Source organism: Streptomyces sp. NPDC050610 (genome assembly GCF_040654875.1).
In the GTDB taxonomy this organism is placed as follows: Bacteria; Actinomycetota; Actinomycetes; order Streptomycetales; family Streptomycetaceae; genus Streptomyces.
This window is the reverse complement of record NZ_JBFAIV010000017.1, coordinates 53,139-79,190: the sequence shown is the minus strand read 5'-3', so window position 1 is coordinate 79,190 and position 26,052 is coordinate 53,139. Positions and strand designations below refer to the sequence as shown.

At 70.8% G+C, this 26,052-nt stretch carries 25 protein-coding genes; 13 read left to right on the top strand and 12 right to left on the bottom strand.

Going from position 1 to position 26,052, the window contains the following annotated elements:
• The first annotated feature begins 73 nt into the window (after positions 1–73).
• Entirely contained in the window at positions 74–973 is a 900-nt protein-coding gene (locus AB0I22_RS21745; protein WP_363132483.1) for a TerD family protein, read from the top strand.
• 28 nt (positions 974–1,001) lie between these two features.
• Here the strand turns inward: AB0I22_RS21745 and AB0I22_RS21740 are convergent, their stop codons facing one another.
• The 6 genes from AB0I22_RS21740 to AB0I22_RS21715 all read right to left on the bottom strand — a co-directional run bounded on the left by AB0I22_RS21740 (position 1,002) and on the right by AB0I22_RS21715 (position 5,688).
• On the bottom strand, positions 1,002–1,763 hold the full coding sequence (locus tag AB0I22_RS21740) for a Tellurium resistance (RefSeq protein ID WP_363132482.1): 762 nt from the start codon (positions 1,761–1,763) through the stop codon (positions 1,002–1,004).
• Positions 1,764–1,861: 98 nt separating this feature from the next.
• Entirely contained in the window at positions 1,862–3,013 is a 1,152-nt protein-coding gene (locus AB0I22_RS21735; RefSeq protein WP_363132481.1) for a DUF475 domain-containing protein, read from the bottom strand.
• A 49-nt stretch (positions 3,014–3,062) separates the two neighbouring features.
• Positions 3,063–3,638: a TerD family protein gene (locus AB0I22_RS21730; protein ID WP_363132480.1), complete on the bottom strand. Its 576-nt coding sequence runs from the start codon at positions 3,636–3,638 to the stop codon at positions 3,063–3,065.
• A 136-nt stretch (positions 3,639–3,774) separates the two neighbouring features.
• Positions 3,775–4,350 carry a TerD family protein gene (locus AB0I22_RS21725; protein WP_030876386.1) on the bottom strand — a complete coding sequence of 192 codons (576 nt, stop codon included), beginning with the start codon at positions 4,348–4,350 and terminating at the stop codon, positions 3,775–3,777.
• A 149-nt stretch (positions 4,351–4,499) separates the two neighbouring features.
• Positions 4,500–4,958 (bottom strand): peroxiredoxin, encoded by a 459-nt coding sequence (locus AB0I22_RS21720; protein ID WP_363132479.1) that lies wholly within the window; start codon positions 4,956–4,958, stop codon positions 4,500–4,502.
• A 289-nt stretch (positions 4,959–5,247) separates the two neighbouring features.
• Positions 5,248–5,688, bottom strand: a complete 441-nt coding sequence (locus AB0I22_RS21715; protein ID WP_363132478.1) for a DUF3052 domain-containing protein — start codon at positions 5,686–5,688, stop codon at positions 5,248–5,250.
• A 478-nt stretch (positions 5,689–6,166) separates the two neighbouring features.
• Between AB0I22_RS21715 and aceE the strand changes: the two genes are divergently transcribed.
• Positions 6,167–8,914 carry a pyruvate dehydrogenase (acetyl-transferring), homodimeric type gene (aceE, locus tag AB0I22_RS21710; RefSeq protein ID WP_363132477.1) on the top strand — a complete coding sequence of 916 codons (2,748 nt, stop codon included), beginning with the start codon at positions 6,167–6,169 and terminating at the stop codon, positions 8,912–8,914.
• A gap of 675 nt (positions 8,915–9,589) precedes the next feature.
• Here aceE and AB0I22_RS21705 read toward each other — a convergent pair.
• Positions 9,590–9,964, bottom strand: a complete 375-nt coding sequence (locus AB0I22_RS21705) for a peptidase inhibitor family I36 protein (RefSeq protein ID WP_363132476.1) — start codon at positions 9,962–9,964, stop codon at positions 9,590–9,592.
• Between the two features lie 240 nt (positions 9,965–10,204).
• Entirely contained in the window at positions 10,205–11,809 is a 1,605-nt protein-coding gene (locus AB0I22_RS21700; RefSeq protein ID WP_363132475.1) for an MFS transporter, read from the bottom strand.
• A gap of 115 nt (positions 11,810–11,924) precedes the next feature.
• Between AB0I22_RS21700 and AB0I22_RS21695 the strand changes: the two genes are divergently transcribed.
• The 5 genes from AB0I22_RS21695 (at position 11,925) to AB0I22_RS21675 (ending at position 16,980) form a co-directional block, all read left to right on the top strand.
• A complete protein-coding gene (locus AB0I22_RS21695) occupies positions 11,925–12,608 on the top strand; it encodes a TetR family transcriptional regulator (protein ID WP_363132474.1) in 684 nt (227 codons plus the stop codon).
• A gap of 98 nt (positions 12,609–12,706) precedes the next feature.
• Positions 12,707–13,930, top strand: a complete 1,224-nt coding sequence (locus AB0I22_RS21690) for an alpha/beta hydrolase (RefSeq protein WP_363132473.1) — start codon at positions 12,707–12,709, stop codon at positions 13,928–13,930.
• Between the two features lie 154 nt (positions 13,931–14,084).
• On the top strand, positions 14,085–14,945 hold the full coding sequence (locus tag AB0I22_RS21685) for a DUF4429 domain-containing protein (protein WP_363132472.1): 861 nt from the start codon (positions 14,085–14,087) through the stop codon (positions 14,943–14,945).
• 38 nt (positions 14,946–14,983) lie between these two features.
• A complete protein-coding gene (locus tag AB0I22_RS21680; RefSeq protein ID WP_363132471.1) occupies positions 14,984–16,255 on the top strand; it encodes a sensor histidine kinase in 1,272 nt (423 codons plus the stop codon).
• Positions 16,252–16,980, top strand: coding sequence for a response regulator transcription factor (locus tag AB0I22_RS21675; RefSeq protein WP_363132470.1), 729 nt, complete (start codon positions 16,252–16,254; stop codon positions 16,978–16,980). The genes AB0I22_RS21680 and AB0I22_RS21675 overlap by 4 nt, the downstream gene beginning before the upstream one ends.
• Positions 16,981–17,016: 36 nt before the next feature.
• On the opposite strand, the gene AB0I22_RS21670 is transcribed toward AB0I22_RS21675, so the two are convergent.
• Positions 17,017–18,042 (bottom strand): aldo/keto reductase, encoded by a 1,026-nt coding sequence (locus AB0I22_RS21670; protein ID WP_363132469.1) that lies wholly within the window; start codon positions 18,040–18,042, stop codon positions 17,017–17,019.
• A 7-nt stretch (positions 18,043–18,049) separates the two neighbouring features.
• Positions 18,050–18,511, bottom strand: a complete 462-nt coding sequence (locus AB0I22_RS21665) for a MerR family transcriptional regulator (protein ID WP_363132468.1) — start codon at positions 18,509–18,511, stop codon at positions 18,050–18,052.
• A 136-nt stretch (positions 18,512–18,647) separates the two neighbouring features.
• Between AB0I22_RS21665 and AB0I22_RS21660 the strand changes: the two genes are divergently transcribed.
• Positions 18,648–19,475, top strand: a complete 828-nt coding sequence (locus tag AB0I22_RS21660) for a serine hydrolase domain-containing protein (protein WP_363132586.1) — start codon at positions 18,648–18,650, stop codon at positions 19,473–19,475.
• A 220-nt stretch (positions 19,476–19,695) separates the two neighbouring features.
• Here the strand turns inward: AB0I22_RS21660 and AB0I22_RS21655 are convergent, their stop codons facing one another.
• Positions 19,696–20,376: a pirin family protein gene (locus tag AB0I22_RS21655; RefSeq protein WP_363132467.1), complete on the bottom strand. Its 681-nt coding sequence runs from the start codon at positions 20,374–20,376 to the stop codon at positions 19,696–19,698.
• 56 nt (positions 20,377–20,432) lie between these two features.
• Between AB0I22_RS21655 and AB0I22_RS21650 the strand changes: the two genes are divergently transcribed.
• The 5 genes from AB0I22_RS21650 (at position 20,433) to AB0I22_RS21630 (ending at position 25,389) form a co-directional block, all read left to right on the top strand.
• Positions 20,433–21,617 carry a helix-turn-helix domain-containing protein gene (locus tag AB0I22_RS21650; RefSeq protein ID WP_363132466.1) on the top strand — a complete coding sequence of 395 codons (1,185 nt, stop codon included), beginning with the start codon at positions 20,433–20,435 and terminating at the stop codon, positions 21,615–21,617.
• A gap of 89 nt (positions 21,618–21,706) precedes the next feature.
• Positions 21,707–22,678 carry an ACP S-malonyltransferase gene (locus AB0I22_RS21645; protein WP_363132465.1) on the top strand — a complete coding sequence of 324 codons (972 nt, stop codon included), beginning with the start codon at positions 21,707–21,709 and terminating at the stop codon, positions 22,676–22,678.
• A 13-nt stretch (positions 22,679–22,691) separates the two neighbouring features.
• Complete coding sequence (locus tag AB0I22_RS21640) at positions 22,692–23,705, top strand: ketoacyl-ACP synthase III (protein ID WP_363132464.1); 1,014 nt, start codon at positions 22,692–22,694, stop codon at positions 23,703–23,705.
• A gap of 93 nt (positions 23,706–23,798) precedes the next feature.
• Positions 23,799–24,047 carry an acyl carrier protein gene (locus AB0I22_RS21635; RefSeq protein ID WP_030876438.1) on the top strand — a complete coding sequence of 83 codons (249 nt, stop codon included), beginning with the start codon at positions 23,799–23,801 and terminating at the stop codon, positions 24,045–24,047.
• A 79-nt stretch (positions 24,048–24,126) separates the two neighbouring features.
• Complete coding sequence (locus tag AB0I22_RS21630) at positions 24,127–25,389, top strand: beta-ketoacyl-[acyl-carrier-protein] synthase family protein (protein ID WP_363132463.1); 1,263 nt, start codon at positions 24,127–24,129, stop codon at positions 25,387–25,389.
• Positions 25,390–25,486: 97 nt separating this feature from the next.
• On the opposite strand, the gene AB0I22_RS21625 is transcribed toward AB0I22_RS21630, so the two are convergent.
• On the bottom strand, positions 25,487–25,981 hold the full coding sequence (locus AB0I22_RS21625; protein WP_363132462.1) for a DUF3145 domain-containing protein: 495 nt from the start codon (positions 25,979–25,981) through the stop codon (positions 25,487–25,489).
• Between the last annotated feature and the right edge of the window lie 71 nt (positions 25,982–26,052).

Sequence of the window (26,052 nt, the reverse complement as noted above, 5' to 3'; positions counted from 1 at the left end):
GCGGGCAGCTCCGGCCGTCCGGGCGGTCCCCCTGCGTTGTCCCCGCGCGGACCCAGCAGGCAGGATGACGGACATGACGCACGCGATGCTGAAGGGGTCGAACATCCCGCTGGAGGCCCGGGCCGTACGGACCGTACTGCGCTGGACCCCCGGGCCGGGCGTCCCCGACGTGGACGCCTCCGCCCTGCTGATCGGCGACGAGGGGCGCGTGCGCTCGGACGAGGACTTCGTCTTCTACAACCAGCCCCGGCACCCGTCCGGCCTGGTGCGGCACCTGCCGAAGAAGCGGCTGCCGGAGGGGCTGACGGACACGGTCGAGACCGACCTGGCGGCGCTGGACGCCTCGGTGGACCGGGTGGTGCTGGCCGCGTCCTCGGACGGCGGCGCGTTCGGGCTCGTACGGGACCTGTGCGTCCTGCTGTACGACGCGGCGGCGGAGGAGGGCGGCGAGCCGGTCGCCCGGTTCGAGGTGCAGCCGGAGACGGGCGACGAGACCGCGATGATCTGCGGTGAGCTGTACCGGCGCGGGGACGGCTGGAAATTCCGGGCGCTGGGGCAGGGGTACGAGTCGGGGCTGATCCAGCTGGCCACGGAGTTCGGCATCTCGGTGGACGAGACCGACGCCCCGGCCGAGGACGTCCCCGCGGCCCCGCGGTCCCCCGAGACCCCGGCCCGGCCCGCGCACGAGCCGGCCTCGGAGCTGCCGCCGGCCACCGGGGCGGGGCCGATGCCGGCTCCGGCCCCGGCGGCGGACGGCGCGCCGGAGGACCCGCCGCGGCCGGGCGCGGGCTACGGCTATCCGCCGCCGCCCACGGTCCCGCCGCAGCCGGTCGCCCCGCCGGCGGCCGCCTACGGCTATCCGCAGCAGCCTCCGGCGCAGCCGCAGCCCGCGTACGGGTATCCGCAGTACCAGCCGCCGCCCGACCCGGCGTTCCGGCTGCCGCCGCAGGGCCCGCAGTTCCAGAACCGCTAGCGGTACGGGCCTACGACGGCGCGAGGGCTCACACCTTGGACTTGAACCCCCGGCCCCACTGGAGCCCCCAGCCGTAGAGCCGGTCCAGCTCCGCCTGGAAGCCGTACACGTACTTCACCTCGCGGCGCAGGGTGATCTCGCCCTTGTTGTTCTCCAGCATCGCCACGGCGCAGGAGCGGGCCTGCGGCGCCCGCTCGGCGAGCGAGATCTCCACGCGGGGGCCGTTGCCGGGGTAGAGGGTGACCATGGCGTGCGTACGGTCGAAGGCGGGCGTGCCGTCGTAGATGTAGACGAAGATCAGCAGCCGCTTGATGTCCTCGTGGTGGTCCATGTTGACGTAGATCGTCTCGCCGGACGGCGAGCCGAACCGGTCGTCGCCGCTGAGCTGCACGTACGGCGCGGTGTTCAGGCTGCCGAGGAAGTTGCCGAGCGGCTGCACGACGCCCTTGGTGCCGTCCGTGAGTTCGTACATGCAGGCGAGGTCGAGGTCGACGTTGACGACCGCGGGGCCCTGCGACTGGACGATCTCCGGCCGGAACTTGCCGAAGGGGTGGCGTATCCCGCCGCCACCGCCGCCGCCCCTGCTGACCTTCTCGTCGAAGTCGGAGGTCCGCATCCGCCAGGACAGGTTGACCCGCAGGTTGCCGGTGAGGGCGCCCTGCTTGGTCAGCGAGACCGACGGATGGCGCTTGGTCAGTTCGACGGCACCGGACGCGCCGCCGCTGTCGAACTGCTGCGCCGCCCCGCTCAAGTTGCTGAAGAAACCGCTCCAGAATGCCACAGAACGCACACCCACCTCTCACCCCGCTCGGGCCAACTGCCGCGGGGCGGCCGGGAGGTTGAACCTCACGACCGCCCCGCTCAGAGCGTTCCTCAAACTTACCTTCGTCACACTCCGGAGGTGACCTCGGCCTTGTTCTCGGAGTTTTCTCCCATGGCCTCCTGCCGCCGGTTTCTGATCAGCGACGACCAGAAGGAGGCGGCGATCAGGACGATGCCGACGAGACCGGTGATGACCTCGTTGATCTCGTACTTGATCGTGATGAGCAGGATGACGGCGAGCGCGCCGATCGCGTAGTGCGCGCCGTGCTCCAGGTAGACGTAGTCGTCGAGCGTGCCCTTGCGGACGAGGTAGACGGTGAGCGACCGGATGTACATCGCGCCGATGCCGAGGCCCAGCGCCATCTCGAAGATGTCGTTGGTGATGGCGAACGCGCCGATGACGCCGTCGAAGGAGAAGGAGGCGTCGATGACCTCAAGGTAGAGGAACATGAAGAAGGCGGCCTTGCCGACGAGCCCGACGACGGACGCCCCGCTCTTCTTGGCGGCGCTGCCTGCGGTCTCCCCTTCCTCCCCTTCTTCGTCTCCCTCCATATCCTCCAGCCGGTTCTCGAAGAAGCTGGAGATGCCGCCGACGATCAGATAGGTGACCAGGCCGCCGATGCCGGCGAGCAGGACGGTCGCGCCCTTGTCGATCGTGCCGTGGCCGCCGTGCACGGGCACGGAGGTCGCGAAGGTGGTGGCCGCGATCATCAGGACGACCATGGCGACGACGACGGAGAGGGTCTCCAGCTTGCCCAGCTTGGCGAGCGGCTTCTCCAGCCACCGCAGCCACTGGATGTCCCGGTCCTCCAGGACGAAGTCCAGGAAGATCATCAGCAGGAACATTCCGCCGAACGCGGCGATCGCCGGGTGGGCGCTGGTGACCAGGGACTCGTAACGGTCGTGGTCGTTGATCGCGACGTTGACCGCTTCGATGGGGTTCAGCTTGGCGGTGATGGCCACGATGACCACCGGGAAGACGAGCCTCATACCGAAGACGGCGATCAGAATGCCGATGGTGAGGAACATCTTCTGCCAGAACGGGCTCATCTTCCGCAGGATGCCCGCGTTGATGACCGCGTTGTCGAACGAGAGCGAGATCTCCAGGACGGAGAGGATCGCGACTACCGCCAGCCCCTGCCACCCCCAGAGCAAGCCGGCCAAGGCGAGGCCGGCGGCTGTGATGCCGAACGACCAGCCGAATGTTCTGAGGAGCACTGGCTACTCAATCCTTCTCTCAGAGGATTCCCCCGCGTCGAGCGCGGCTTTACGAAACGTTGACCCCGAAGTCTAGAGCGATGCCGCGCAGACCCGACGCGTACCCCTGGCCGACCGCGCGGAACTTCCATTCCCCGCCATACCGATAGAGCTCGCCGAAGATCATCGCCGTCTCGCTGGACGCGTCCTCGCTCAGGTCGTAACGGGCCAGCTCGCTGCCGTCGGCCTGATTGACGACCCGGATGAAAGCGTTGCTGACCTGGCCGAAGCTCTGACCGCGCAACTCGGCCTCATGAATGGAGACCGGAAAAACGATCTTGTCGCAACTGGCGGGCACCTTGGACAGGTCGACCAGAATCGATTCGTCGTCGCCCTCGCCCTCACCGGTGAGGTTGTCGCCCGTGTGCTCGACGGAGCCCTCGGGGCTGGTGAGGTTGTTGTAGAAGACGAAGTACTCGTCCCCGAGCACCCGCCCCGACTGGCACAGCAGCGCGCTGGCGTCGAGGTCGAAAGGCGCCCCGGTGGTGGAGCGCGCGTCCCAGCCGAGCCCGATGGTCACATTCGTGAGGTTCGGCGCGGCCTTGGACAGGGAGACGTTGCCTCCCTTGGCGAGCGTTACGCCCATGGTCTTGGTTCCTCCCCGCGGTGGGTGTCCTAGCGCGTCCGGCGCCGCACTCCCTCCAGGGTGCCTCCTCGAAGGCCCCGGGTCTCCTGCCGAAAGGCAGCAGCGGGTGTGCGGCGCCGGACGCCGGTACAGCTGGTCAGACGTTGACGCCGAAGTCCTGCGCGATGCCGCGCAGACCCGACGCGTACCCCTGGCCGATGGCGCGGAACTTCCACTCCGCGCCGTTGCGGTACAGCTCGCCGAAGACCATGGCGGTCTCGGTCGAGGCGTCCTCGCTGAGGTCGTAGCGGGCCAGCTCGCTGCCGTCGGCCTGGTTCACCACGCGGATGTAGGCGTTGCGGACCTGGCCGAAGGACTGCTGGCGGGACTCGGCCTCGTAGATGGAGACCGGGAACACGATCTTGGCCACGTCCGCCGGGACGCCCGCCAGGTTCACGTTGATGACCTCGTCGTCGCCCTCGCCCTCACCGGTGAGGTTGTCACCGGTGTGCTCGACGGAGCCGTCGGGGCTCTTGAGGTTGTTGAAGAAGACGAAGTTCTGGTCGTTGGCGACCTTGCCCTGGTCGTTCGTCAGCAGGGCGCTGGCGTCCAGGTCGAAGTCGTTGCCAGTGGTGGTGCGCGCGTCCCAGCCCAGACCGACGACGACCGCGGTCAGGTTGGGGGCTGCCTTGGTCAGCGAGACGTTGCCGCCCTTGCTGAGACTGACTCCCACGAGTCCTCCAGTGGTTTCGAGGGGGACGGCGAGATCTGCGCCCCCGTTGTGCGATGGCATCCGATCAACGTTTTGATCCTAGTGACCGGTTCCCACCGATTGCAGACTCTTGCGTCGGCGCCCGCCGCGAGGCGTGCGCGGCACAGGGCTCAGATGGTTTCGAGCGCCTTGACGTACTCGTTCAGGTCGCGCGCGTCCGGGAGGCCGTTGACGATCGTCCAGCGCACGACGCCCTCCTTGTCGATGATGAAGGTGCCGCGCACCGCGCAGCCCTTGTCCTCGTCGAATACCCCGTACGCGCGGCTCGCCTCGCCGTGCGGCCAGAAATCCGACAGCAGCGGGTACTCCAGGCCCTCCTGCTCGGCGAAGACGCGCAGGGAGAAGGGCGAGTCGTTGGAGACCGCGAGCAGCTGCACATCGTCGTTGACGAACTGCGGCAGCTCGTCACGGAGTGCGCACAGCTCGCCCGTGCAGACGCCGGTGAAGGCGAAGGGGTAGAAGAGCAGGACGACGTTCTTCTCGCCGCGGAAGTCGGAGAGCTTCACGCTCTGCCCGTGCTGGTCCTTCAGCTCGAACTCCGGAGCCTTGGTACCGACCTCAATCGCCATGGGTGGCCATCTCTCTCTCAACGGTTTCGACAGTCTCAGCGGTATCGGCAGGAACCGGCGGCCGGGCGGTCGCTTCCGTCCGCCGCCGGCTCATGCACCGCCCAGTCTGTCACTGCCCCCGGCCCGGCCCGGAGCGGCCTTCAGGCCCGGCCCGGAGCGGCCTTCGGGCGGGGGCCGGAGCGGCCTTCGGGCGGGGGCCGGGCATAAGCAGGACGGCGCGCCCCGGCAGCAGGGCTGCCGGGGCGCGCCGGATCGGCGAAGTGGGGCGATTGCCTCGGAGACCGAGGTGCTACCGCTTGCTGGAACGAGCGGACTTCGGGGTGACCAGGCGGCTGCCGCTCCAGTCCTTGCCCGCGTTGATGCTCTTGGTCTGGGACAGACCCGCGGTCGTCGACGCCTCGTTGATGTCGCTGGGCTCGACGTAGCCCTCGCGGCCGGTCTTGGGCGTCATCAGCCACACGGGGCCGCCTTCGTCGACCAGCCCGATGGCATCGACCAGCGCGTCCGTCAGGTCGCCGTCGTCGTCTCGGAACCACAGCACGACGACGTCGGCGACGTCGTCGTAGTCCTCGTCGACGAGCTCCTGGCCCGTGACGGCCTCGATCCCCTCGCGGAGCTCCTGCTCGACATCATCGTCGTAGCCGATCTCCTGGACCACCTGTCCGGGCTCGAAACCCAGCCTGGCGGCAGGGTTGATCCGCTCCTCCGCGTGGTCCGCGGTCGCGCTCACGGATTGCCTCCTGTCATCTTTCGATAAGTCGTTGGAACCTCGCGTGTACGCGAAGCATTGGGCGTAGTCCACACGTGCCGGGCGGATCGCGCAAGTACCCGGCCTCCGAGACCGCCGAAACGGTGACCTTTGGGGCCGTCTCGACGCATCTCGAACCATGACGGAACGGGCCCAAGTGACGCACGCCACAGCGATCTGCCCGGTTTGTGAAGTTGTACCCCTCCATTGTCGCAGCTAGGACCGAACGGCCGTACGCAGGTGACCTCCATAGGGGGCGTATGGTTGCGATTTGGCCGTCCGCGGCCGGGCGGCCTCTGGCCGCACCCTCGCGAAGTGGTGGTTACCACTCGGTAGAGGTGACGATTGCGCCGCCGCGGTCCACGATGGAAGGCGGCGCGGCCAGCAGGGACAGTATTCAATCGCGTGCGCAGCATCACCGCGTGCAGAGCACGTACGACCCGAACAGCGAAGGAACAGCGTGGCTTCCGGATCCGATCGCAACCCGATCATCATTGGCGGCCTTCCCAGCCAGGTCCCGGACTTCGATCCCGAAGAGACCCAGGAATGGCTCGACTCGCTCGACGCAGCCGTCGATGAGCGAGGCCGGGAACGTGCCCGCTACCTCATGCTTCGCCTGATCGAACGCGCCCGCGAGAAGCGCGTCGCCGTGCCCGAGATGCGCAGCACGGACTACGTCAACACCATCGCGACCAAGGACGAGCCGTTCTTCCCCGGCAACGAGGAGATCGAGCGCAAGGTCCTGAACGCGACCCGGTGGAACGCGGCCGTCATGGTCTCGCGCGCCCAGCGCCCCGGCATCGGGGTCGGCGGCCACATCGCCACCTTCGCCTCCTCGGCCTCGCTGTACGACGTGGGCTTCAACCACTTCTTCCGCGGCAAGGACGACGGCAAGGGGGGCGACCAGATCTTCTTCCAGGGCCACGCCTCCCCCGGCATCTACGCCCGCGCGTTCCTCCTCGACCGGCTCTCCGAGCAGCAGCTCGACGCGTTCCGGCAGGAGAAGTCGAAGGCCCCGTACGGCCTGTCCAGCTACCCGCACCCGCGGCTGATGCCGGACTTCTGGGAGTTCCCGACCGTCTCGATGGGCCTCGGCCCGCTCGGCGCGATCTACCAGGCCCGGATGAACCGCTACATGGAGGCGCGCGGCATCGCCGACACCTCCGACTCGCATGTCTGGGCGTACCTCGGCGACGGCGAGATGGACGAGCCGGAGTCGCTCGGCCAGCTGTCGATCGCCGCCCGTGAGGGCCTGGACAACCTGACCTTCGTCGTCAACTGCAACCTGCAGCGCCTCGACGGCCCGGTGCGCGGCAACGGCAAGATCATGCAGGAGCTGGAGTCGCAGTTCCGCGGCGCCGGCTGGAACGTGATCAAGCTGGTGTGGGACCGCTCCTGGGACCCGCTGCTCGCCCAGGACCGCGACGGCATCCTGGTCAACAAGCTCAACAGCACGCCGGACGGCCAGTTCCAGACGTACGCGACCGAGACCGGCTCGTACATCCGCGAGCACTTCTTCGGCGACGACCAGCGGCTGCGCGCGATGGTCGAGAACATGACCGACGACCAGATCCTGCACCTGGGCCGCGGCGGTCACGACCACAAGAAGATCTACGCGGCGTACGCGGCGGCCAAGGCGCACAAGGGCCAGCCGACCGTGATCCTCGCGCAGACCGTCAAGGGCTGGACCCTGGGTCCGAACTTCGAGGGCCGCAACGCGACCCACCAGATGAAGAAGCTCACGGCCGAGGACCTCAAGCGGTTCCGCGACCGGCTGCACCTGCCGATCGCCGACAAGGAGCTGGAGGACGGCAACCCGCCGTACTACCACCCGGGCCGCGACTCCGAAGAGATCCAGTACATGCACGACCGCCGCAAGTCGTGCGGCGGCTACGTGCCGACCCGGGTCGTCCGGGCCAAGCCGCTGAACCTGCCGGACGACAAGGCGTACGCGGCCGCGAAGAAGGGCTCGGGCCACCAGACCATCGCCACCACCATGGCGTTCGTCCGGGTGCTCAAGGACCTGATGCGGGACAAGGAGATCGGCAAGCGGTTCGTGCTGATCGCGCCGGACGAGTACCGCACCTTCGGCATGGACGCGTTCTTCCCGACGGCGAAGATCTACAACCCGATGGGCCAGCAGTACGAGTCCGTGGACCGCGAGCTGCTGCTCGCCTACAAGGAGTCGCCGTCCGGCCAGATGCTGCACGACGGCATCTCCGAGGCGGGCTGCACGGCCTCGCTGATCGCGGCCGGCTCGGCCTACGCCACGCACGGCGAGCCGCTGATCCCGGTCTACGTCTTCTACTCGATGTTCGGCTTCCAGCGGACCGGCGACCAGTTCTGGCAGATGGCCGACCAGCTCTCGCGCGGTTTCGTACTGGGCGCGACCGCCGGCCGTACGACCCTGACCGGCGAGGGCCTCCAGCACGCCGACGGCCACTCGCAGCTGCTCGCCTCGACCAACCCGGCCGTCGTCGCGTACGACCCGGCGTTCGGCTACGAGATCGCCCACATCATGCAGGACGGCCTGCGCCGCATGTACGGCGAGACGCCGGACGGCAAGGCCGGCGAGGACGTCTTCTACTACCTCACCGTCTACAACGAGCCGATCCAGCACCCGGCCGAGCCCGCCGACGTGGACCGCGAGGGCATCCTCAAGGGCCTCTACCGCTTCAAGGCGGGCGAGCAGGGCTCGATCCCCGCGCAGATCCTCGCCTCCGGCGTGGCCGTGCCGTGGGCCGTCGAAGCCCAGCGCATCCTCGCCGAGGAGTGGAACGTCAAGGCCGACGTCTGGTCCGCGACCTCCTGGAACGAGCTGCGCCGCGACGCGGTGGAGGTCGAGGAGCACAACCTGCTCCACCCGGAGGAGGAGCAGCGCGTCCCGTACGTGACGACGAAGCTCCAGAGCGCCGAGGGCCCGAAGGTCGCCGTGTCCGACTGGATGCGCGCCGTCCCGGACCAGATCGCGCGCTGGGTCCCCGGCACGTACCAGTCGCTGGGCGCGGACGGCTTCGGCTTCGCCGACACCAGGGGCGCTGCGCGCCGCTTCTTCCACATCGACGCGCAGTCGATCGTCCTCGGCGTGCTCACCGAGCTGGCCAAGGACGGCAAGGTCGACCGCTCCGCCCTCAAGCAGGCCATCGACCGCTACCAGCTCCTCGACGCCACGGCGGCGGAGCCGGGCGCGGCGGGCGGTGACGCGTAGCGGCCGTACGGCCGCGTTCGCCGGACGCCGGGCCCCGGCCGACTTCTCGTCGGCCGGGGCCCGGCGTTTTTATGGATGGGGGCCGGTTGCTTTCACGGCCGGGGGCCGGTGCTTTTACGGCTGGGGCCGTGCCCGTTTGCGGCCAAGGCCCGGGGGGCTTTTCGCGATCGGCCGCCTGCGGGTTGTTCGTGGCTGGTCGCGCAGTTCCCCGCGCCCCTACGGGGCGGCCGTGGCTGAGGCCGTACCCCGGGAGCCCGACACATGCTCACTACCGGACGCCTGCGGGTCGTTCGTGGCTGGTCGCGCAGTTCCCCGCGCCCCTACGGGGCGGCCGTGGCTGAGGCCGTACCCCGGGAGCCCGACACATGCTCACTACCGGACACCTGCGGGTCGTGCGTAGCTGATCGCGCAATTCCCCGCGCCCCTACGAGCCGGACACGGCTGAAGCCGTGCCTCCGGAACCTGGCGTATGCACGACCGGACACCTGCGGGTCATTCGTGGCTGATCGCGCAGTTCCCCGCGCCCCTACGGGGCGGCCGTGGCTGAGGCCGTGCCCGCGCCGCCGGAGCCCAGCACTTTCACGACCCGACGCCCGCGGGCGGCTCGTGGGGGCGTGCCCCGGAGCCGACGCAGGCACGACCGGACATCCCCAGGCCCCTCGTAGCCGGCCCGGCTCAGTTCTCCCAGATCTTGAAGGCGCGTACCCGGTAGGGGGATTCGGGGGTGTAGGAGCCCGACGGGTAGGTGGAGAATTCGCCGGTTTCGGAGCATTCTGCGCTCTGGTAGGCGGTGACGGGGCGGCCGGTGCGGTTGGCCAGGGAGGCGGCGGAGGTGCCGGTGGGGAGGGGTTCGCAGCTGGCGATGTCGGTGTTGGAGAGTTCGTGGGTCCGGCGGGCGCCGTGGAAGTCGCTCTTGGGCCAGAGGCAGAGCTGACCGGCGGCGCAGGCGCCGAGCCTGGGGGCGGGGGCGGGGGCGGCCGCGGCGGTCGGTGGCAGGAGTACGGCGGCTGTGGCGGCGGCCAGGGTCGTGGCGGCGGCGAACTTGTTCATGTGGACTGCTCCCCCGTATGGCGCGCGGATCTCGATGACGGCACCGTGCCGGGGCAGTTGCCCGTGGCAGGTGCGGCATTGAGCATCTCGGGCCGCCGGAGCGCCCGCCAAGAGGGCGCCGGGCCGTTCACCTGGATAGGGGGCGCTGCGGGCGGCCGCCCACGACGAAGGGGCTGAACCGGTTCTGCGACCGGTTCAGCCCCGCGCGTGGCATCCGCCGCCGCACCCGCGGCACCGGCGTCAGATGTGCGCCGCGCCCGCTCCCGCCTCGGCGTTCTCGCCGCGCTTGGTGAACAGCGCGACCCCGGCGGCGATGACCGCGACGATGCCGGCGACGGTGAAGGCGAAGCCCATGCCCGACACGAACGTGTCATGCGCGACGCCCGTGATCTTCTCGGCGAGCTGCGGCGGAGCCTTCGGCGGCACCGGACCGACGCCGACGGCGACCGCGTCGGACGCCTGGGACATCTGCTCGGGGGTGAGCTTGGGCAGCCCGGCTCCGGCCCACTTGTCGGGCAGGTCGCTGCTGACGCGGGAGGCCATCACCGCGCCGAGCACGGCCGTGCCGAGGGAGCCGCCGACCTGCATGGCGGCCTGCTGGAGTCCGCCCGCGACGCCGGAGTGCTCCAGCGGCGCGTTGCCGACGATGACCTCGGTGGCGCCGACCATGACCGGGGCGAGGCCGAGGCCGAGCAGCGCGAACCAGATGGACATCCCCAGGTTGCCGGAGTCCGAGGACAGGCTGGACATTCCGAAGCAGGCGACGGCGGTGAGGACCATGCCGCCGACCAGCGGGATGCGCGGGCCGAGCTTGGTGATGAGGGCGCCCGCGATCGGCGAGGCGACGATCATCATCGCGGTGAGCGGCAGCAGGTGGAGTCCGCTGTCGACGGGGCTCATGCCGTGCACGTTCTGCAGGTAGAAGGTGACGAAGAACAGGCCGCCCATGAAGGCGAACGCCATCAGCACCATCAGGATCGTGCCCGCGGAGAGCGGCACGGAGCGGAACATGCTCAGCGGGATCAGCGGCTCCTTGACCCTGGTCTCCCAGAGGGCGAAGAGCACGAAGGCGACGATCGCGATGCCGAGGAAGAGGAGCGTCTTGGTCTCGCCCCAGCCGCCCCACTGGTTCTCCTTGATGAGCGCCCAGATGAGGCAGAACATGGCCCCGGAGAGCAGCACGATGCCGAGGACGTCGAAGGACTTGGCGGCGTTCTTGGCGCGGTGGTCCACGAGGATCACCAGGCCCAGTACGAGCGCGATGACGCCGACCGGGACGTTGATGAAGAAGACCGACTGCCAGTTGACGTGCTCGACCAGCAGCCCGCCGACGATCGGGCCGGCGGCGGTGGAGGCGCCGATGACCATGCCCCAGATGCCGATGGCCATGTTGAGCTTCTCGGCGGGGAAGGTGGCGCGCAGCAGGCCGAGCGCGGCCGGCATGAGCAGTGCGCCGAAGAGGCCCTGGAGCACGCGGAAGGCGATGACCAGGGCGACGCTGCCGGAGACCCCGATCGCGCCGGAGGCGAGCGCGAATCCGGCGATGCCGATGAGGAAGGTCTGGCGGTGGCCGAAGCGGTCACCGAGCTTGCCGGCGGTGATCAGCGAGACGGCGAGGGCGAGCAGATAACCGTTGGTTATCCACTGGACGTCGGCGAGCGAGGCGCCGAGGTCCTTCTGGATGGCGGGGTTGGCTATGGCGACGATCGTGCCGTCGAGCGCGACCATCATCACGCCGATCGCCACGGAGATGAGGGTCAGCCATGGATGGCCCCGCAGCCCCTTCCGGGGCCCCGGTACGGGATGTTCCGGCGCCGCGTCGGCGACGGTGGTCTGAGACGTCATATCGCGAGATTATGGCAGCGGCTGACAATTGACAAACCGGTTCATGAGTCGGTAACTGTCATGTGGCTCACAGATATCGTGAACAGCGGAAACCCGCCGAAGAGAGGGCCGAGCGGTGAAGACCGAACAGGAGACCGAACTGCCGGCCGGCCAGCCGGCCGGCCCCTGCGGGCTGCGCGAGCGCAAGAAGCGGCGGACCCGCGACGCGCTGATCCGTGCCGCCCTGGAGCTATTCCTGGCGAAGGGGTACGAGCAGACGACGGTCGACGAGATCGCCGACGCCGTCGACGTCTCCCAGCGCACGTTCTTCCGCTACTTCTCCAGCAAGGAGGACGTCGCCTTCGCCCTCCAGGGCCTGATCGAGACGCGCTTCTTCGCGGAGATCTGCGCCCGCCCCGCCCACGAGCCGCCGATGACCGCGCTGCGCAACGCCGTCTCGAACGGCTGGGCCACCATCGACGAGGAGATGAAGGCGGTCGCGCCGCCCCAGCTGCACATGCGCATGTACCAGGTGATCGAGTCGACGCCCGCGCTGCTCGCGACCCATCTGCGCCGCCAGTACGACACGGAGGAGCGGATCGCGCAGGAGATCGCCCGCCGGGAGGGCCTGGACATCGACGCCGACCCGCGGCCGCGGGTCCTGGTGGCGGCGTTCACCGGGGCGATGCGCGTGGCCGGCAAGGTCTGGGGCGAGGGCGACGACTGGACCGCGAACGCGATGCGGGACCTCACCGAGAGGTACCTCGCCGTCCTGGAACCCGCGCTGTCCAAGAACTGGCGGACCCCGCCCCGAACCTGATCCCAAGTCGCACTACTGTGCACAATTGTCCGCTATCAAACGTGAGATGACTCACGCGTTTGGCGGCTGCCGTCGGGTTTCTCCTAGGGTGGCCCGCGGTGACTTCCTTCCCGGAGCTCGGTGCTCCCTCCCCCCTGCCTTGGACGAACTCGGCCACGGTCTGGCGCGCGCTGCTCGCCCTCGCCGTGGTCTTCGTCATGCTCGCCACGACCGGCTGGACCGCCATCCGGAGTCACAGAGGGGAACCCGACCCCAGATCGGCCTCGCTCACCGCCTGGCTGCACGGCTCACTCGCCGGACACCAGCTGCCCGACCCGAACGGCCCGCCGAGCGCCCTGTCGCGGTTCTTCGCGACCCTCACCGGCAGCCAGCTGAGCTATCTCGTCGACCGCTACCCGCTGGTCGTCGGCAACCTCAACGGCGCGCCCGCGCCGCTGCGCTACCGCGCCAACCGCGTCGCGCTCGGCCGGGCCCGTGCGACCGAGGAGAAGCGCGCGCACGACCAGCGGCTCACCGCGTACGGCCGGCACGAGGCCGACCGCCGCATGGACCGCTTCACCTCGCTGATGCGCGACGGACGGCAGATCTTCGCGTTCAACCCCGCCGGATCGGGGCGGGTCGCCGAGGTCTTCGGCGACCTCCCGCACGCCGACCGGGTCTCGGTCGTGGTGCCCGGCGTCGACACCACCGCGTTGACCTACGAGAAGACGACCCGCCCGTACACCGCGCCGGCCGGCGCGGCCAGCGCGCTCTACGAAGCCGAACGCCGGACCCGGCCCGCGGCGAGGACCGCCGTCATCGCCTGGGCCGACTACACCTCGCCCTCGGGGCTCGGCATGGACGCCGCCACCGGCAAGCTCGCCGCCGAGGGCGCGCTGCGGCTGCGCGCCATGGTCCGCGGGCTGCCGAACGACTCGCGGGTCTCGCTGCTCTGCCACAGCTACGGCTCCGTGGTGTGCGGCGTCGCCGCCCGGGACCTGTCCGCCAGGGTCACCGACATCGCGGTCGCCGGCAGCCCCGGCATGCGCGCCGAGCGCGCGGCCGACCTGGGCACCGAGGCCCGGGTCTGGGCGATGCGCGACCGCGACGACTGGATCCGGGACATCCCGCACATGGAGTGGGGCGGCCTCGGCCACGGCGCGGACCCGGTCTCCCCCGGCTTCGGCTCCCGCCTCCTCTCCGCCGACGGGGCGGTCGGCCACCCCGGCTACTTCCGGCCGGGCACCGCCAGTCTGGAGAACTTCGCGAGGATCGGCGTCGGCGCCGCCGCGTCCGTACAGTGCGCGACGGACAACAGAGGCTGTGCCGCGGACCTGAGCTAGTGCCCCGAGCGGGCTTCCCCGTACGCACACTTCCCTGGTTCGTACGCATGTTTCAGGACACACGTCCGGGCATGCGGACGTACGTCTCACGAGGTTTTACGCGCGTAGCACCGGAGGGGGGACAGGCGGGCGACCGCCGCCTACGATGAACGACATGGGTGATGTGCTGGCCGGTTTCCACGCCGTCTGGGAGTTCGACACCGACTCCGTGCTCATCCGATTCGAACGGGGGCTGCGCACGCCGAAACTGCTTCAGGCGCTCGGTGAGCGCCGCGTGCCCTACGAGGCGCTCGCCTCCGTCGAGCTGACCCAGGGCAAGCGCGGCACGGTCGTGCTGCGGGCGACGCCGAGGCCCGGCGCCGATCCGCTGGCCGACGCGGCGGACGGGCAGCTCAAGGAGGGCAGCGACCCCTACCGGCTGGTGCTGCCCGCCGAGCGGGAGACCCTCGCCGAGTACTACGCCGACGAGCTGCGCGCCCGGCTCGGCCCCGAAGCGGACACGGCCGCCGACCGGTATCTGGTGGCCGCTCCCCCGCCCCCGGCGTCCTTCAAGGCGTACGACGCCAAGGCCTTCTTCGACGGCGAGACCGTCGCCTTCCGCTGGTTCTGGACGGGCGCGTCCACCGCCAAGTGGAAGGCGGGCGACCAGCGGTTCGCGGTGGCCGGGCTGTCCGGCGTCGAGTGGCGCTCCCCCGAGATATTCAACGGTCATCTGCGGCTCCTGCCGCGCGGCGCGGCCGACGACCGGCCGGGCGCCGCCGACCAGGACCCGGCGGCCGTCGTCTTCGGCATGGGGTACGGGCTCGCCCACGAGTCGCTGCCGTTCGCCGCCGCGGTCCTGGAGGCCGTACAGGCCGCGACCCCCGCCCTCGTCCCGGAGCGCTCCCCCGCGGCCCGCCCGGACCCGGCCGACATCGCCGACCGCATCCGCCACCTCGGCGCCCTGCGCGAGGCCGGCCTGCTCACGGACGACGAGTTCAGCCACAAGAAGACCGAGCTGCTCGCGGAGCTGTAGCCGGTCCGGGGAGCCGGCCCGCATAGGCTGACCTGGTCATGCCCACTTCCCCTCCCTCCTCCGCCCTGCGCCGACCCGCCCGGTGGCTGCCCGTCGTAGCGGCGTGCGCGGTGGCGGCCGGACTGCTCCAGTCCACGTACAACGTGCTGGCGAACGACTACCGGCTCGGCGTCGCGCTCTCCCTGGTGCTCGCCGTCGCGCAGACCGTGCCGCTGCCGCTCGCGCCGCGCCGCCCGCTGCCGGCCTGGGCGATCGTGTTCGCCGCCGATCTCGTGGGCGGGTTCGTCCTGCTGTCGGTCGACGGGGTGGAGGGCCGCGCCTGGCCGTGGACGCCGCCCGCGATGATCGGCTACCTCCTGGTGACCGCCGCCGTGGGGCTGCGCGAGAACCGCCGCCGACTGCTCGTCGTCGGCGCGGCGACCGGCGCCACGGCCGTACTCCCCGCGGTGTTCCCGACCCGCCAGGAGAACGCCACCCAGCTGCTGCTCTTCCTCCTCACCGGCGCCGTGCTGCTGCTGACCGGCGCGGTGCGCGAACGCGGCGAGGCGCGCCGGGCGCTGGCCGCGCAGCGGGAGGTCAGCGAGGCGGAACGGGCCCGGCGCACCGTCCTGGAGGAGCGCGCCCGGATCGCGCGGGAGATGCACGACGTCGTCGCGCACCACATGTCCGTGATCACGGTGCAGGCGGACAGCGCCCCGTACCGGCTCGGCGGTGTGCCGCCCGAGACGGGCGAGGAGTTCGCCGCCATCGCCGCGACCGCCCGCGAATCGCTCACCGAGATGCGGCGGCTGCTGGGCGCGCTGCGCGGCACGGACGGTACGGGCGCGGGCGGCGGCGAGCTCGCGCCGCAGCCCGGCCTGGCGGAGCTGGACCGGCTGGCGGAGGCGACGGTACGGGCGGGGGTGCCCGTGGAGCTGTCCGTCGCACCGGGGCCGGTGCCGGTGCCGGGGGCCGTGGACCTGTCCGCGTACCGCGTCGTCCAGGAGGCGCTCGCCAATGTGGTGCGGCACGCGCCGGGCGCGGCCACCCGCGTGTCGGTCGCCTCGGACCGTACGGGCGTGAGCGTCCTGATCGTCAACGCCCCGGCCCCCGCGCCCGGCACGCCGCTGGAGAGCGGCGGCACGGGCCACGGCCTGGTCGGGATGCGCGAACGCGTCCGGCTGCTCGGCGGCGAACTGGACACGGGCCCGCTGCCGGACGGCGGCTTCCGTGTGGCGGCGCGATTCCCGGTCGCCGCGGTCCCCTCAGGCCCCTCAGTCTCCTCAGGCCCTTCAGAAACTGACCCCGCAGAGGAAGCCCCCGCCCCATGACCATCAGGGTGATCATCGTCGACGACCAGGCCATGGTGCGGGCGGGGTTCGCCGCGCTGCTCGCCGCGCAGCCCGACATCGACGTCGTCGGCGACGCGGCGGACGGCCTTCAGGGCATCGAACTGAGCCGCCGCACCCGCCCCGACGTGGTTCTCATGGACGTACGGATGCCCGGGACGGACGGCCTGGAGGCGGCCCGGCAGATCCTCGCCGAAGCCGAAGCCGAAGCCGGAGCCGAAGTCGAACCCGTCGCCGACGCTGAAGCCGGCCCCGGTGCCTGTCACCGCCCGAAGGTGCTGATGCTCACGACCTTCGACGTCGACGACTACGTGTACGAGGCGCTGCGCGCCGGGGCCAGCGGCTTCCTGCTGAAGGACGCGCCGCCCGCCGACCTGATCTCGGCCGTACGGGTCGTGGCCGGCGGCGAGGCGCTGCTCGCCCCGTCCGTCACCCGCCGGCTGATCGAGGAGTTCGCCCGGCAGCGCCCGGCCCCGCGCCGGACGCCCGTACCGCGTCCGCCGGAGCTGACCCCGCGCGAGACGGAGGTGCTAGGGCTGATCGCGCGCGGGCTCTCCAACCAGGAGATCGCCGGAACGCTGTTCCTCGCCGAGCAGACGGTCAAGACGCACATCGGCCGCGTCCTCGCCAAGCTCCAGCTCCGCGACCGGGCGCAGGCCGTGATCTTCGCGTACGAGTCGGGGCTGGTGACCCCGGGCGAGCGGTAGCGAGGGCGCGGCCGGGCCGCGCCCTCACCGCGGTGGTTACTCCCGCCCCTCCGACGAGAACGAGGCGTCGGCGTAGCGCCCGCCCGCGACCTGGCCGGCGATCGGCTCCAGCCGGGCCAGTTCGTCTTCGCTGAGCACGATCCGCGTCGCGGCCGTGTTCTCGTCCACCCGCTTGCGCTTGGTCGTGCCGGGGATCGGTACGACCGTCAGCCCGCGCACCCGCGCCTGCTGCTGCACCCAGGCCAGCGCGATCTGGCCGGGCGTCGCCTCATGGTCGCGGGCGACGGCCCGTACGGGCTCCAGCAGCGCGGCGTTGACCGCCGCGTTGTCGCCGGTGAAGCGGGGCTGCGTGCGGCGCCAGTCGCCCTCGGGCAGGTCCTGGTCGGCGTCGGCGAAGGAGCCGGTCAGGAAGCCGCGGCCGAGCGGCGAGTACGGGACGAAGCCGACGCCCAGCTCCTGGGCCGTGGGCACCGCGCTCCGCTCCACGTCGCGGCTGAAGAGCGACCACTCCGACTGGACCGCCGCGATGGGGTGCACGGCGTGCGCGGCGCGCAGTTCGGCGCCGGTCACCTCGCTCAGCCCGAGGTGCTTGACCTTGCCCTCCTTCACCAGCTCCGCCATCGCGCCGACCGTCTCCTCGATCGGGACGTTCACGTCGCGGCGGTGCATGTAGTAGAGGTCGATCTCTTCGACGCCGAGCCGCCGCAGGCTCGCTTCGACGGCGCTCCGGATGTACTCGGGGGAGTTGTCGATGATCCGCTTGTCGGGCTCCGCCGGGTCGGTGGAGAGCGCGAACTTCGTGGCGAGGACGACCTCGTCGCGGTGGGCCCGGATGAACGGCGAGATGAACTTCTCGTTCTCCCCGTCGCCGTACAGGTCGGCGGTGTCGTAGAGGGTGACGCCCAGTTCGAGGGCGCGCTCCAGGGCGGCCCGCGACTCGTCCCCGTCGGCCGGGCCGTACGCGTGGCTCATGCCCATGCAGCCGAGTCCTTGGACGCCGACCCGGGGGCCGTCGGCGCCGAGGGCGGCGTGTGCGATCTTCTCCGTCTTTTCCGTGCTCATACAGGCATCAGGACCTTTCGGACGTCCGGCGGACGTCGCCATAGATGTCGATCTTGTAGTCGAGGACTGCCAAGGTGCTCTGCAGCTCCGCGATGCGGTTGCGCACGTCTTCCCGGTGGGCGGTCAGCAGCCGTTCGCGCTCCGGGTACGTCGCCTCACCCGCCCGTACGAGCTCCGCGTAGCGGACCATGTCGGCGACCGGCATGCCGGTCAGCCGCAACTTGCCCACCAGGTCGAGCCAGTTCAGGTCGCGGTCGCCGTAGCGGCGCTGGCCCGTGTGGGAGCGGTCGACGTGCGGCATCAGCCCGATCCGCTCGTACCAGCGCAGGGTGTGCGCGGACAGTCCGGTATAGGTGACCACTTCGCTGATCGTGTACCCGCCCTGCCCGGCGGGCCGAGGGTGCTCGTGCACCCTGAGGCACAGGTCCGACCGTGCGGCCCTGGTCGTCTCGGTCTCGGTCACCGTCATGCCGCTCCCCCTTCGCCCTTCGATTCGATGGCTGCCGCGTCTCCGGTGGCTGCAACGCTAGAGACTTGGAGTGCACTCCAAGCAAGCGGATTCTTGACCGGATTTTGAGCGGGTTAGGCTCGTCGCCATGGAGAGCATGGCGAGCCTGAGCAAGATCGAGAACTGGCCGGTCGAGAACGCCGCGGCCGTGGTCGTACGGGCCGACGGTACGCGGGCCGGATCGTACGGACCCACCGACCGCCGTTTCCCGCTGGCCTCGGTGACCAAACCGCTCGCCGCGTACGCCGCGCTCATCGCCGTCGAAGAGGGCGCCGTCGAACTCGACGAGCCCGCCGGGCCGCCCGGCTCCACCGTCCGCCACCTGCTCGCCCACACCTCCGGGCTCGCCTTCGACGAACACCGCACCATGTCCGGGCCGGGCACCCGGCGGCTCTACTCCAACGCCGGTTTCGAGGCGCTCGGCGACCACATCGCCAAGGCGACGGACATCGACTTTCCGGAGTACCTGCGCCAAGCGGTGCTGGAACCGCTGGGCATGACGGCCACGGAGCTGACCGGGGCCGGGTCGCCCGCCAAGGACGGCGTCTCGACCGCCGACGACATGGCGCGCTTCGCGGCGGAGCTCCAGGCGCCGCGGCTGCTGGCGCGGCAGACGCTGACCGAGGCGACGTCGGTGGTCTTCCCCGGGGTCAGCGGGGTGCTGCCGGGGTACGGGCACCAGCGGCCGAACGACTGGGGGCTGGGGTTCGAGATCCGCGACGGGAAGGCTCCGCACTGGACGGGGGCGACGTCGTCGCCGCGTACGTTCGGGCACTTCGGGCAGGCCGGAACGTTTCTGTGGGTCGATCCCGAGGCGGGGGCCGCTTGCGCGGCGTTGACGGACCGGGCGTTCGGGCCGTGGGCCGTTGAGGTGTGGCCGCCGCTCACCGATGCCGTTCTCGCGGAGCTCGGCCAGGGCCACTGATTCGGGGCTCTGCCCCGGACCCCGGTCCTCAATCTCTTCCAGCTACCGCTGGGGTGTGCCCTCTGACGGGCTGGATTACGGTCACCTTCGCCCTGCGGGCGAGTGTCCTCAAACGCCGGACAGGCTGGATTTGCCTGGGCTCGCGCCTCGGTTTGCCCTACAGGCAGGTGTCCTCTAGCTCCCCCAGCTACCGCTGGAAGGTGCCCCTGACGGGCTGGATTTAGCCGAAGGACGGTTCCCTGTGCATCTCCCACAGGAGTAGTTCGGACGTGCCGATGGACTGGGCTTCGCCGGGCTCGTCCGGGGTGGTGTTCTCAAGGCGGGCGGCGTCGCCTTCGTGGAGGATGTCGTCGCCGAGGCGCACCGCGCCGTGCACCACGTGTGCGTACGTCCACGGCGCCGCGGGCATGGCCGTGCGTTCGCCCGGGGTGAGGCGGCGGACGTGGAGGACGGCTTCGGCGCGGCGCAGGGCGTAGGGGGTGCCGTCGGCGATGCCGCGTACGACCTCGTAGGCGGGGTCGCCGCCGAACTCCGTCGGGGTCAGCCACATCTGCACGAACCGCAGCGGGACGCTCCCGGCGTTGCGTTCCGTGTGCCGCACGCCGGTGCCCGCGCTCAGCCGCTGTACGTCGCCGGGGCGGACGACCGAGGTGTGTCCGGTGGAGTCCTCGTGGGTCAGTTCGCCTTCGACGACCCAGGTGACGATCTCCACGTCGCGGTGCGGGTGTTCGTCGAATCCGGCGCCGCCCGCCAGCCGCTCCTCGTTGCAGGCTTCGAGCAGGCCGAAGCGCACGTTGTCCGGGTCGTAGAAGCCGGAGAAGGAGAAGGCGTGCCGTGTCTCGATCCCGGCCGCGGGGTCGCCGCCCCGGTACCGCTCGTCGCCCCGCTGCACCCGCGTCATCCGGCTACGGTAGCCCGGCCGCTCCGGACGGCGCGCGAATAGGGCAGGCTTGTCCCGTGCCTGAACCCGCCGCTAACACCCCGCATCCGCACAGTGCCACCCTGCGCCGGCTGGAGAAGTCCTCCGGGAAACTGGCCGCCAACGCCATCGCCCGGATGGATGAGCAGCTGCCGTGGTACCGGGCGATGCCCCCGGAGAACCGCTCCTGGATCGGGCTGGTCGCCCAGGCCGGCATCGCGGCCTTCACGGAGTGGTTCCGGCACCCGGAGACCCCGCAGGCGATCAGTACGGACGTCTTCGGGACCGCGCCGCGCGAGCTGACCAGGGCGATCACGCTGCGCCAGACCGTGGAGATGGTCCGTACGACCATCGAGGTCATGGAGTCGGCCATCGAGGAGGTGGCGGCCCCCGGCGACGAGTCGGTGCTCCGGGAGGCGCTGCTGGTCTACGCCCGTGAGATCGCCTTCGCGACCGCGCAGGTCTACGCGCAGGCCGCGGAGGCGCGCGGCGCGTGGGACGCGCGGCTGGAGTCGCTGGTGGTCAACGCGGTGCTCTCCGGGGAGGCCGACGAGGGGGCGCTGTCGCGCGCCGCCGCGCTGGGCTGGTCCTCGCCCGAGCATGTGGCCGTCGTCCTCGGCACGGCCCCGGACGGGGACAGCGAGCTGACCGTCGAGGCGATCCGGCGCGCGGCCCGGCACGCGAAGCTCCAGGTGCTGACCGGGGTGCTGGGCAGCCGGCTGGTGGTGATCGCGGGCGGTTCCGACAATCCGCTGCAGACGGCGAAGTCGCTGATCGGGCCGTTCGCGGCGGGTCCGGTGGTGGCCGGTCCGGTGGTCTCGGACCTGCTGGCCGCGAACCGTTCCGCGGCGGCGGCCACGGCCGGCCTGAAGGCGTGTGCGGCGTGGCCGGACGCGCCGCGGCCGGTGCTGGCGGACGATGTCCTGCCGGAGCGCGCGATGGCCGGAGACGTGGCGGCGCGCGAGCAGTTGGTGGAGGAGATCTACAGACCATTGGAGGAAGCGGGGTCGGCTCTGCTGGAGACGCTGAGCGTCTATCTGGAGCAGGCAAGCAGTCTGGAGGGCGCGGCGCGGATGCTTTTCGTGCACCCCAACACCGTGCGATACCGCCTCCGACGTGTGACAGACGTCACTGGATGGTCACCCTCCGATGTGCGGTCCGCGTTCACGCTGCGTATCGCGCTCATCCTGGGGCGCCTGGCCGACGCGGGAGCACGGTCGTAGGCTTTTATCGGAAACCCACAATTACCCCGACGGTTCTTCGTCCCTGTCCCCACGGGTGGGCGAGGCCGTCCGCAAGAGAGAGTGTGAGGGTGCTCGTACTCGTCGCTCCCGGCCAGGGCGCTCAGTCGCCCGGCTTCCTGACCCCCTGGCTCGACCTTCCCGGCGTCACCGAACGCCTCGCGGAGTGGTCGGCCGTCGTCGACCTGGACTTGATCCACTACGGCACCAAGGCCGACGCGGAGGAGATCCGTGACACCGCGGTGGCGCAGCCGCTGCTGGTGGCCGCCGGTCTGCTCACCGCGCGGCAGCTCTTCGCGTCCCCCGCCGACCTGGTCCGCCGGTCCGGAGCGGTGGCCGGCCACAGCGTCGGTGAGATCACCGCCGCGGCCGCCGCGGGCGTGCTGTCCGAGCAGTCCGCGATGGCGCTGGTCCGCAAGCGGGGGCTGGCGATGGCCGAGGCCGCGGCGGTCACCGAGACCGGCATGGCCGCGCTCCTCGGCGGCGAGCCGGACGCCGTCCTGCCGCACCTGGAGCGGCTCGGCCTGACCCCGGCCAATGTGAACGGCGCGGGTCAGATCGTCGCCGCGGGCACCGCCGAGCAGCTGGCGGCGCTGGCCGAGGACAAGCCGGAGGGCACCCGCAAGGTCGTGCCGCTGAAGGTGGCCGGGGCGTTCCACACGCACCACATGGCCCCGGCGGTCGCGACGCTGGAGGCGCTCGTCCCCACCCTGGACGCGAGCGACCCGGGCACCCGCTACGTCTCCAACAAGGACGGGCAGGCCGTCGCCACCGGCGCGGAGATCCTGCAGCGGCTGGTCAACCAGGTCTCCAATCCGGTCCGTTGGGACCTGTGCATGGAGACCTTCAAGGAACTGGGCGTCACCGCGATCATCGAGCTGTGCCCGGCGGGCACCCTCGTGGGCCTCGCCAAGCGCGCCCTGCCCGGCGTCAAGACGCTCGCGCTGAAGACCCCGGACAACCTCGACGCCGCCCGTGCGCTGATAGCCGAGCACTCGGCCGCGCAGATCCCGGCCGACTCCGCGCAGACCCCGGCCGAATAAGGAGCCCGAGAGCATGACCGCGAAGATCAAGCCCAGCCAGGGTTCCCCGTACGCGCGCATCCTCGGCGTCGGCGGCTACCGCCCGACCCGGGTGGTGGGCAACGACGAGATCCTCAAGCACATCGATTCCTCGGACGAATGGATCCGTTCGCGCTCGGGCATCGCCACCCGGCACTGGGCGGGCCCCGAGGAGACGGTGGCCATGATGTCGGTGGAGGCGTCCGGCAAGGCCATCGCCGACGCCGGTATCGACCCCGCCCAGATCGGCGCCGTGATCGTCTCGACGGTGTCGCACTTCAAGCAGACCCCGGCCATCGCCACGGAGATCGCCGACCGGGTCGGCGCGGGCCGGCCGGCCGCGTTCGACATCTCGGCGGGCTGCGCGGGCTTCGGCTACGGGCTGACCCTCGCCAAGGGGCTGATCTCCGAGGGCAGCGCGGAGTACGTGCTGGTCATCGGCGTCGAGCGGCTCTCGGACCTGACCGATCTGGAGGACCGCGCGACGGCCTTCCTGTTCGGCGACGGCGCGGGCGCCGTGGTCGTGGGCCCCGCGAAGGAGCCGTCGATCGGCCCGACCGTCTGGGGTTCGGAGGGCGACAAGTCCGAGACGATCAAGCAGACCGAGTCCTGGGAGGTGTACCGGGGGCGCACGGATGTGAGCGACATCCGCTACCCGGCGATCACCCAGGAGGGCCAGGCGGTCTTCCGCTGGGCCGTGTTCGAGATGGCGAAGGTCGCCCAGGAGGCCCTGGACCGGGCCGGGGTGCGGGCCGACGACCTCGACGCGTTCATTCCGCACCAGGCGAACATGCGGATCATCGATTCGATGGTCAAGACTCTGGGGCTGCCGGAGCACGTCACGGTGGCCCGCGATGTCGCGACCACCGGCAACACCTCCGCCGCCTCCATTCCGCTCGCCATGGAGCGGCTGTTGGCGACGGGGCAGGCCAAGAGCGGGGACACGGCGCTCGTCATCGGCTTCGGGGCGGGTCTCGCCTACGCCGCCACTGTCGTTACCCTCCCCTAGGCAGGATCTGCGCGGCCGCCCGGGACCACCGGACGCCGCGCGGGGCTTCACCACTGACCAGTCACACCGTAAAAACATCGAAGGAGCGCCGCAATGGCCGCCACTGAGGCAGAGATCACCGAAGGTCTCGCGGAGATCGTCAACGAGATCGCCGGTATCCCCACCGAGGACGTCAAGTCGGAGAAGTCGTTCACCGACGACCTCGACGTCGACTCGCTGTCCATGGTCGAGGTCGTCGTCGCCGCCGAAGAGCGCTTCGACGTCAAGATCCCCGACGACGACGTCAAGAACCTGAAGACGGTGGGCGACGCCGTCTCGTACATCCTGAAGCACCAGGACTGATTGACAGCCGACGCGTTTGTCGCCACCCGGCGGTGGCGCCGTTGATTCAGACCCCTCTACACGTGGAGAAAGAATTCCTGTGAACGCGACCAATCGCACCGTGGTCGTCACCGGTATCGGCGCAACCACACCTCTGGGTGGCGACAGCGCATCGACCTGGGAAGGGATGCTCGCGGGCCGGTCCGGCGTGCATGCCCTGGAGGGCGAGCGGTGGGCCGAACTGCCCGTCCGGATCGCCGCCCGCAGTGCGGTCGAGCCCGGTGAGAGCATCCCCCGCCCGCAGGCCCGCAAGCTGGACCGGTCGGCGCAGTTCGCGCTGATCGCGGCCCGTGAGGCATGGGCGGACGCGGGGTTCACCGCCAAGGCCGGCGAGGACGCGAGCGTCGATCCGCACCGGCTCGGCACGGTCATCGCCTCCGGCATCGGCGGCGTGATCACCCTTCTCGACCAGTACGACGTGCTGAAGGAGAAGGGCGTCCGCAAGGTCTCCCCGCACACCGTGCCGATGCTGATGCCGAACGGCCCGGCGGCCAACGTCGGCCTGGAGGTCGGCGCCCGTGCGGGCGTGCACACTCCGGTCAGCGCCTGCGCCTCGGGCGCGGAGGCCATCGGCTACGCCATCGAGATGATCCGCACCGGCCGCGCCGACGTGGTCGTCGCGGGCGGCACCGAGGCGGCGATCCACCCGCTGCCCATCGCCGCGTTCGGCAACATGATGGCGATGTCGAAGAGCAACGACGACCCGCAGGGCGCCTCCCGCCCGTACGACGTCGACCGCAACGGCTTCGTCCTGGGCGAGGGCGCCGGCGTCGTCGTCCTGGAGTCCGCGGAGCACGCCGCGCGGCGCGGCGCCACGGTCTACTGCGAGGCGGCCGGCCAGGGCATCTCGGCCGACAGCCACCACATCACCCAGCCGGAGCCCTCCGGGAGCGGCATCGCGCACGCGCTGCAGAACCTGCTGGACTCCACCGACATCAAGCCCGTCGAGATCGCGCACATCAACGCGCACGCGACCTCGACCCCGCAGGGCGACGTGGCGGAGATCAAGGCGCTGCGCAAGGTCTTCGGCGACGACGTGGACCACATGGCGATCTCGGCCACCAAGTCGATGACGGGTCATCTGCTGGGCGGCGCGGGCGGCGTCGAGACCGTGGCGTCGGTGCTGGCGCTGAAGAACCGGGTCGCTCCGCCGACGATCAACATCGCCAACCTCGACCCCGAGGCGGACGCCGACGTCGTCCGGGACGAGGCCCGGCAGCTGCCGGAGGGTCCGATCACCGCGCTGAACAATTCGTTCGGGTTCGGCGGCCACAACGTGGTGCTCGCCTTCCGCACCCTCTGATCCCGCGGTAGCCGTACGTACGAGGGCCCGCCCGGTCTCCTTGACCGGGCGGGCCCTCGCGCGTTCCGCACAAGCGCGGCTCTCACGTTTCTCGGCGTCAGACCACCTGGTGCAGCCACCGCACGGGGGCGCCCTCGCCCGCGTACCGGAAGGGCTCCAGCTCGTCGTCCCACGGCTTGCCGAGCAGCTTGGCGACCTCGGCCTGGAGGTCGGTCTCGCCGCGGGCGGATCGGGCGAGGGCGGCGCGCAGCCGGTCCTCGGGGATGAGGATGTCGCCGTGGATGCCGGTGACGGCGTGGAAGATGCCGAGGTCGGGGGTGGAGCTGTAGCGCTCGCCCTCGGCCGTGGGGCAGGGCTCGGCGGTCACCTCGAAGCGCAGCAGGTGCCAGCCGCGCAGCGCGGAGGCGAGCTTGGAGGCGGTGCCGGCCTGGCCCTGCCAGGAGAATTCGGCCCGCCAGGTGCCCGGCGAGGCCGGCTGTCTGATCCAGTCGAGCGTGACGCGTACGCCGAGTACGCCCGCGACGGCCCATTCGACGTGCGGGCACAGCGCGCGTGGCGCGGAGTGCACGTACAGAACTCCACGTGTCGTCACCGGGACCTCCAGTGCGGTTCGAGGTACGCCTTCCCCAGCGGCCTCGCGCCGTGCCGGTCCCGCCTGGGGCA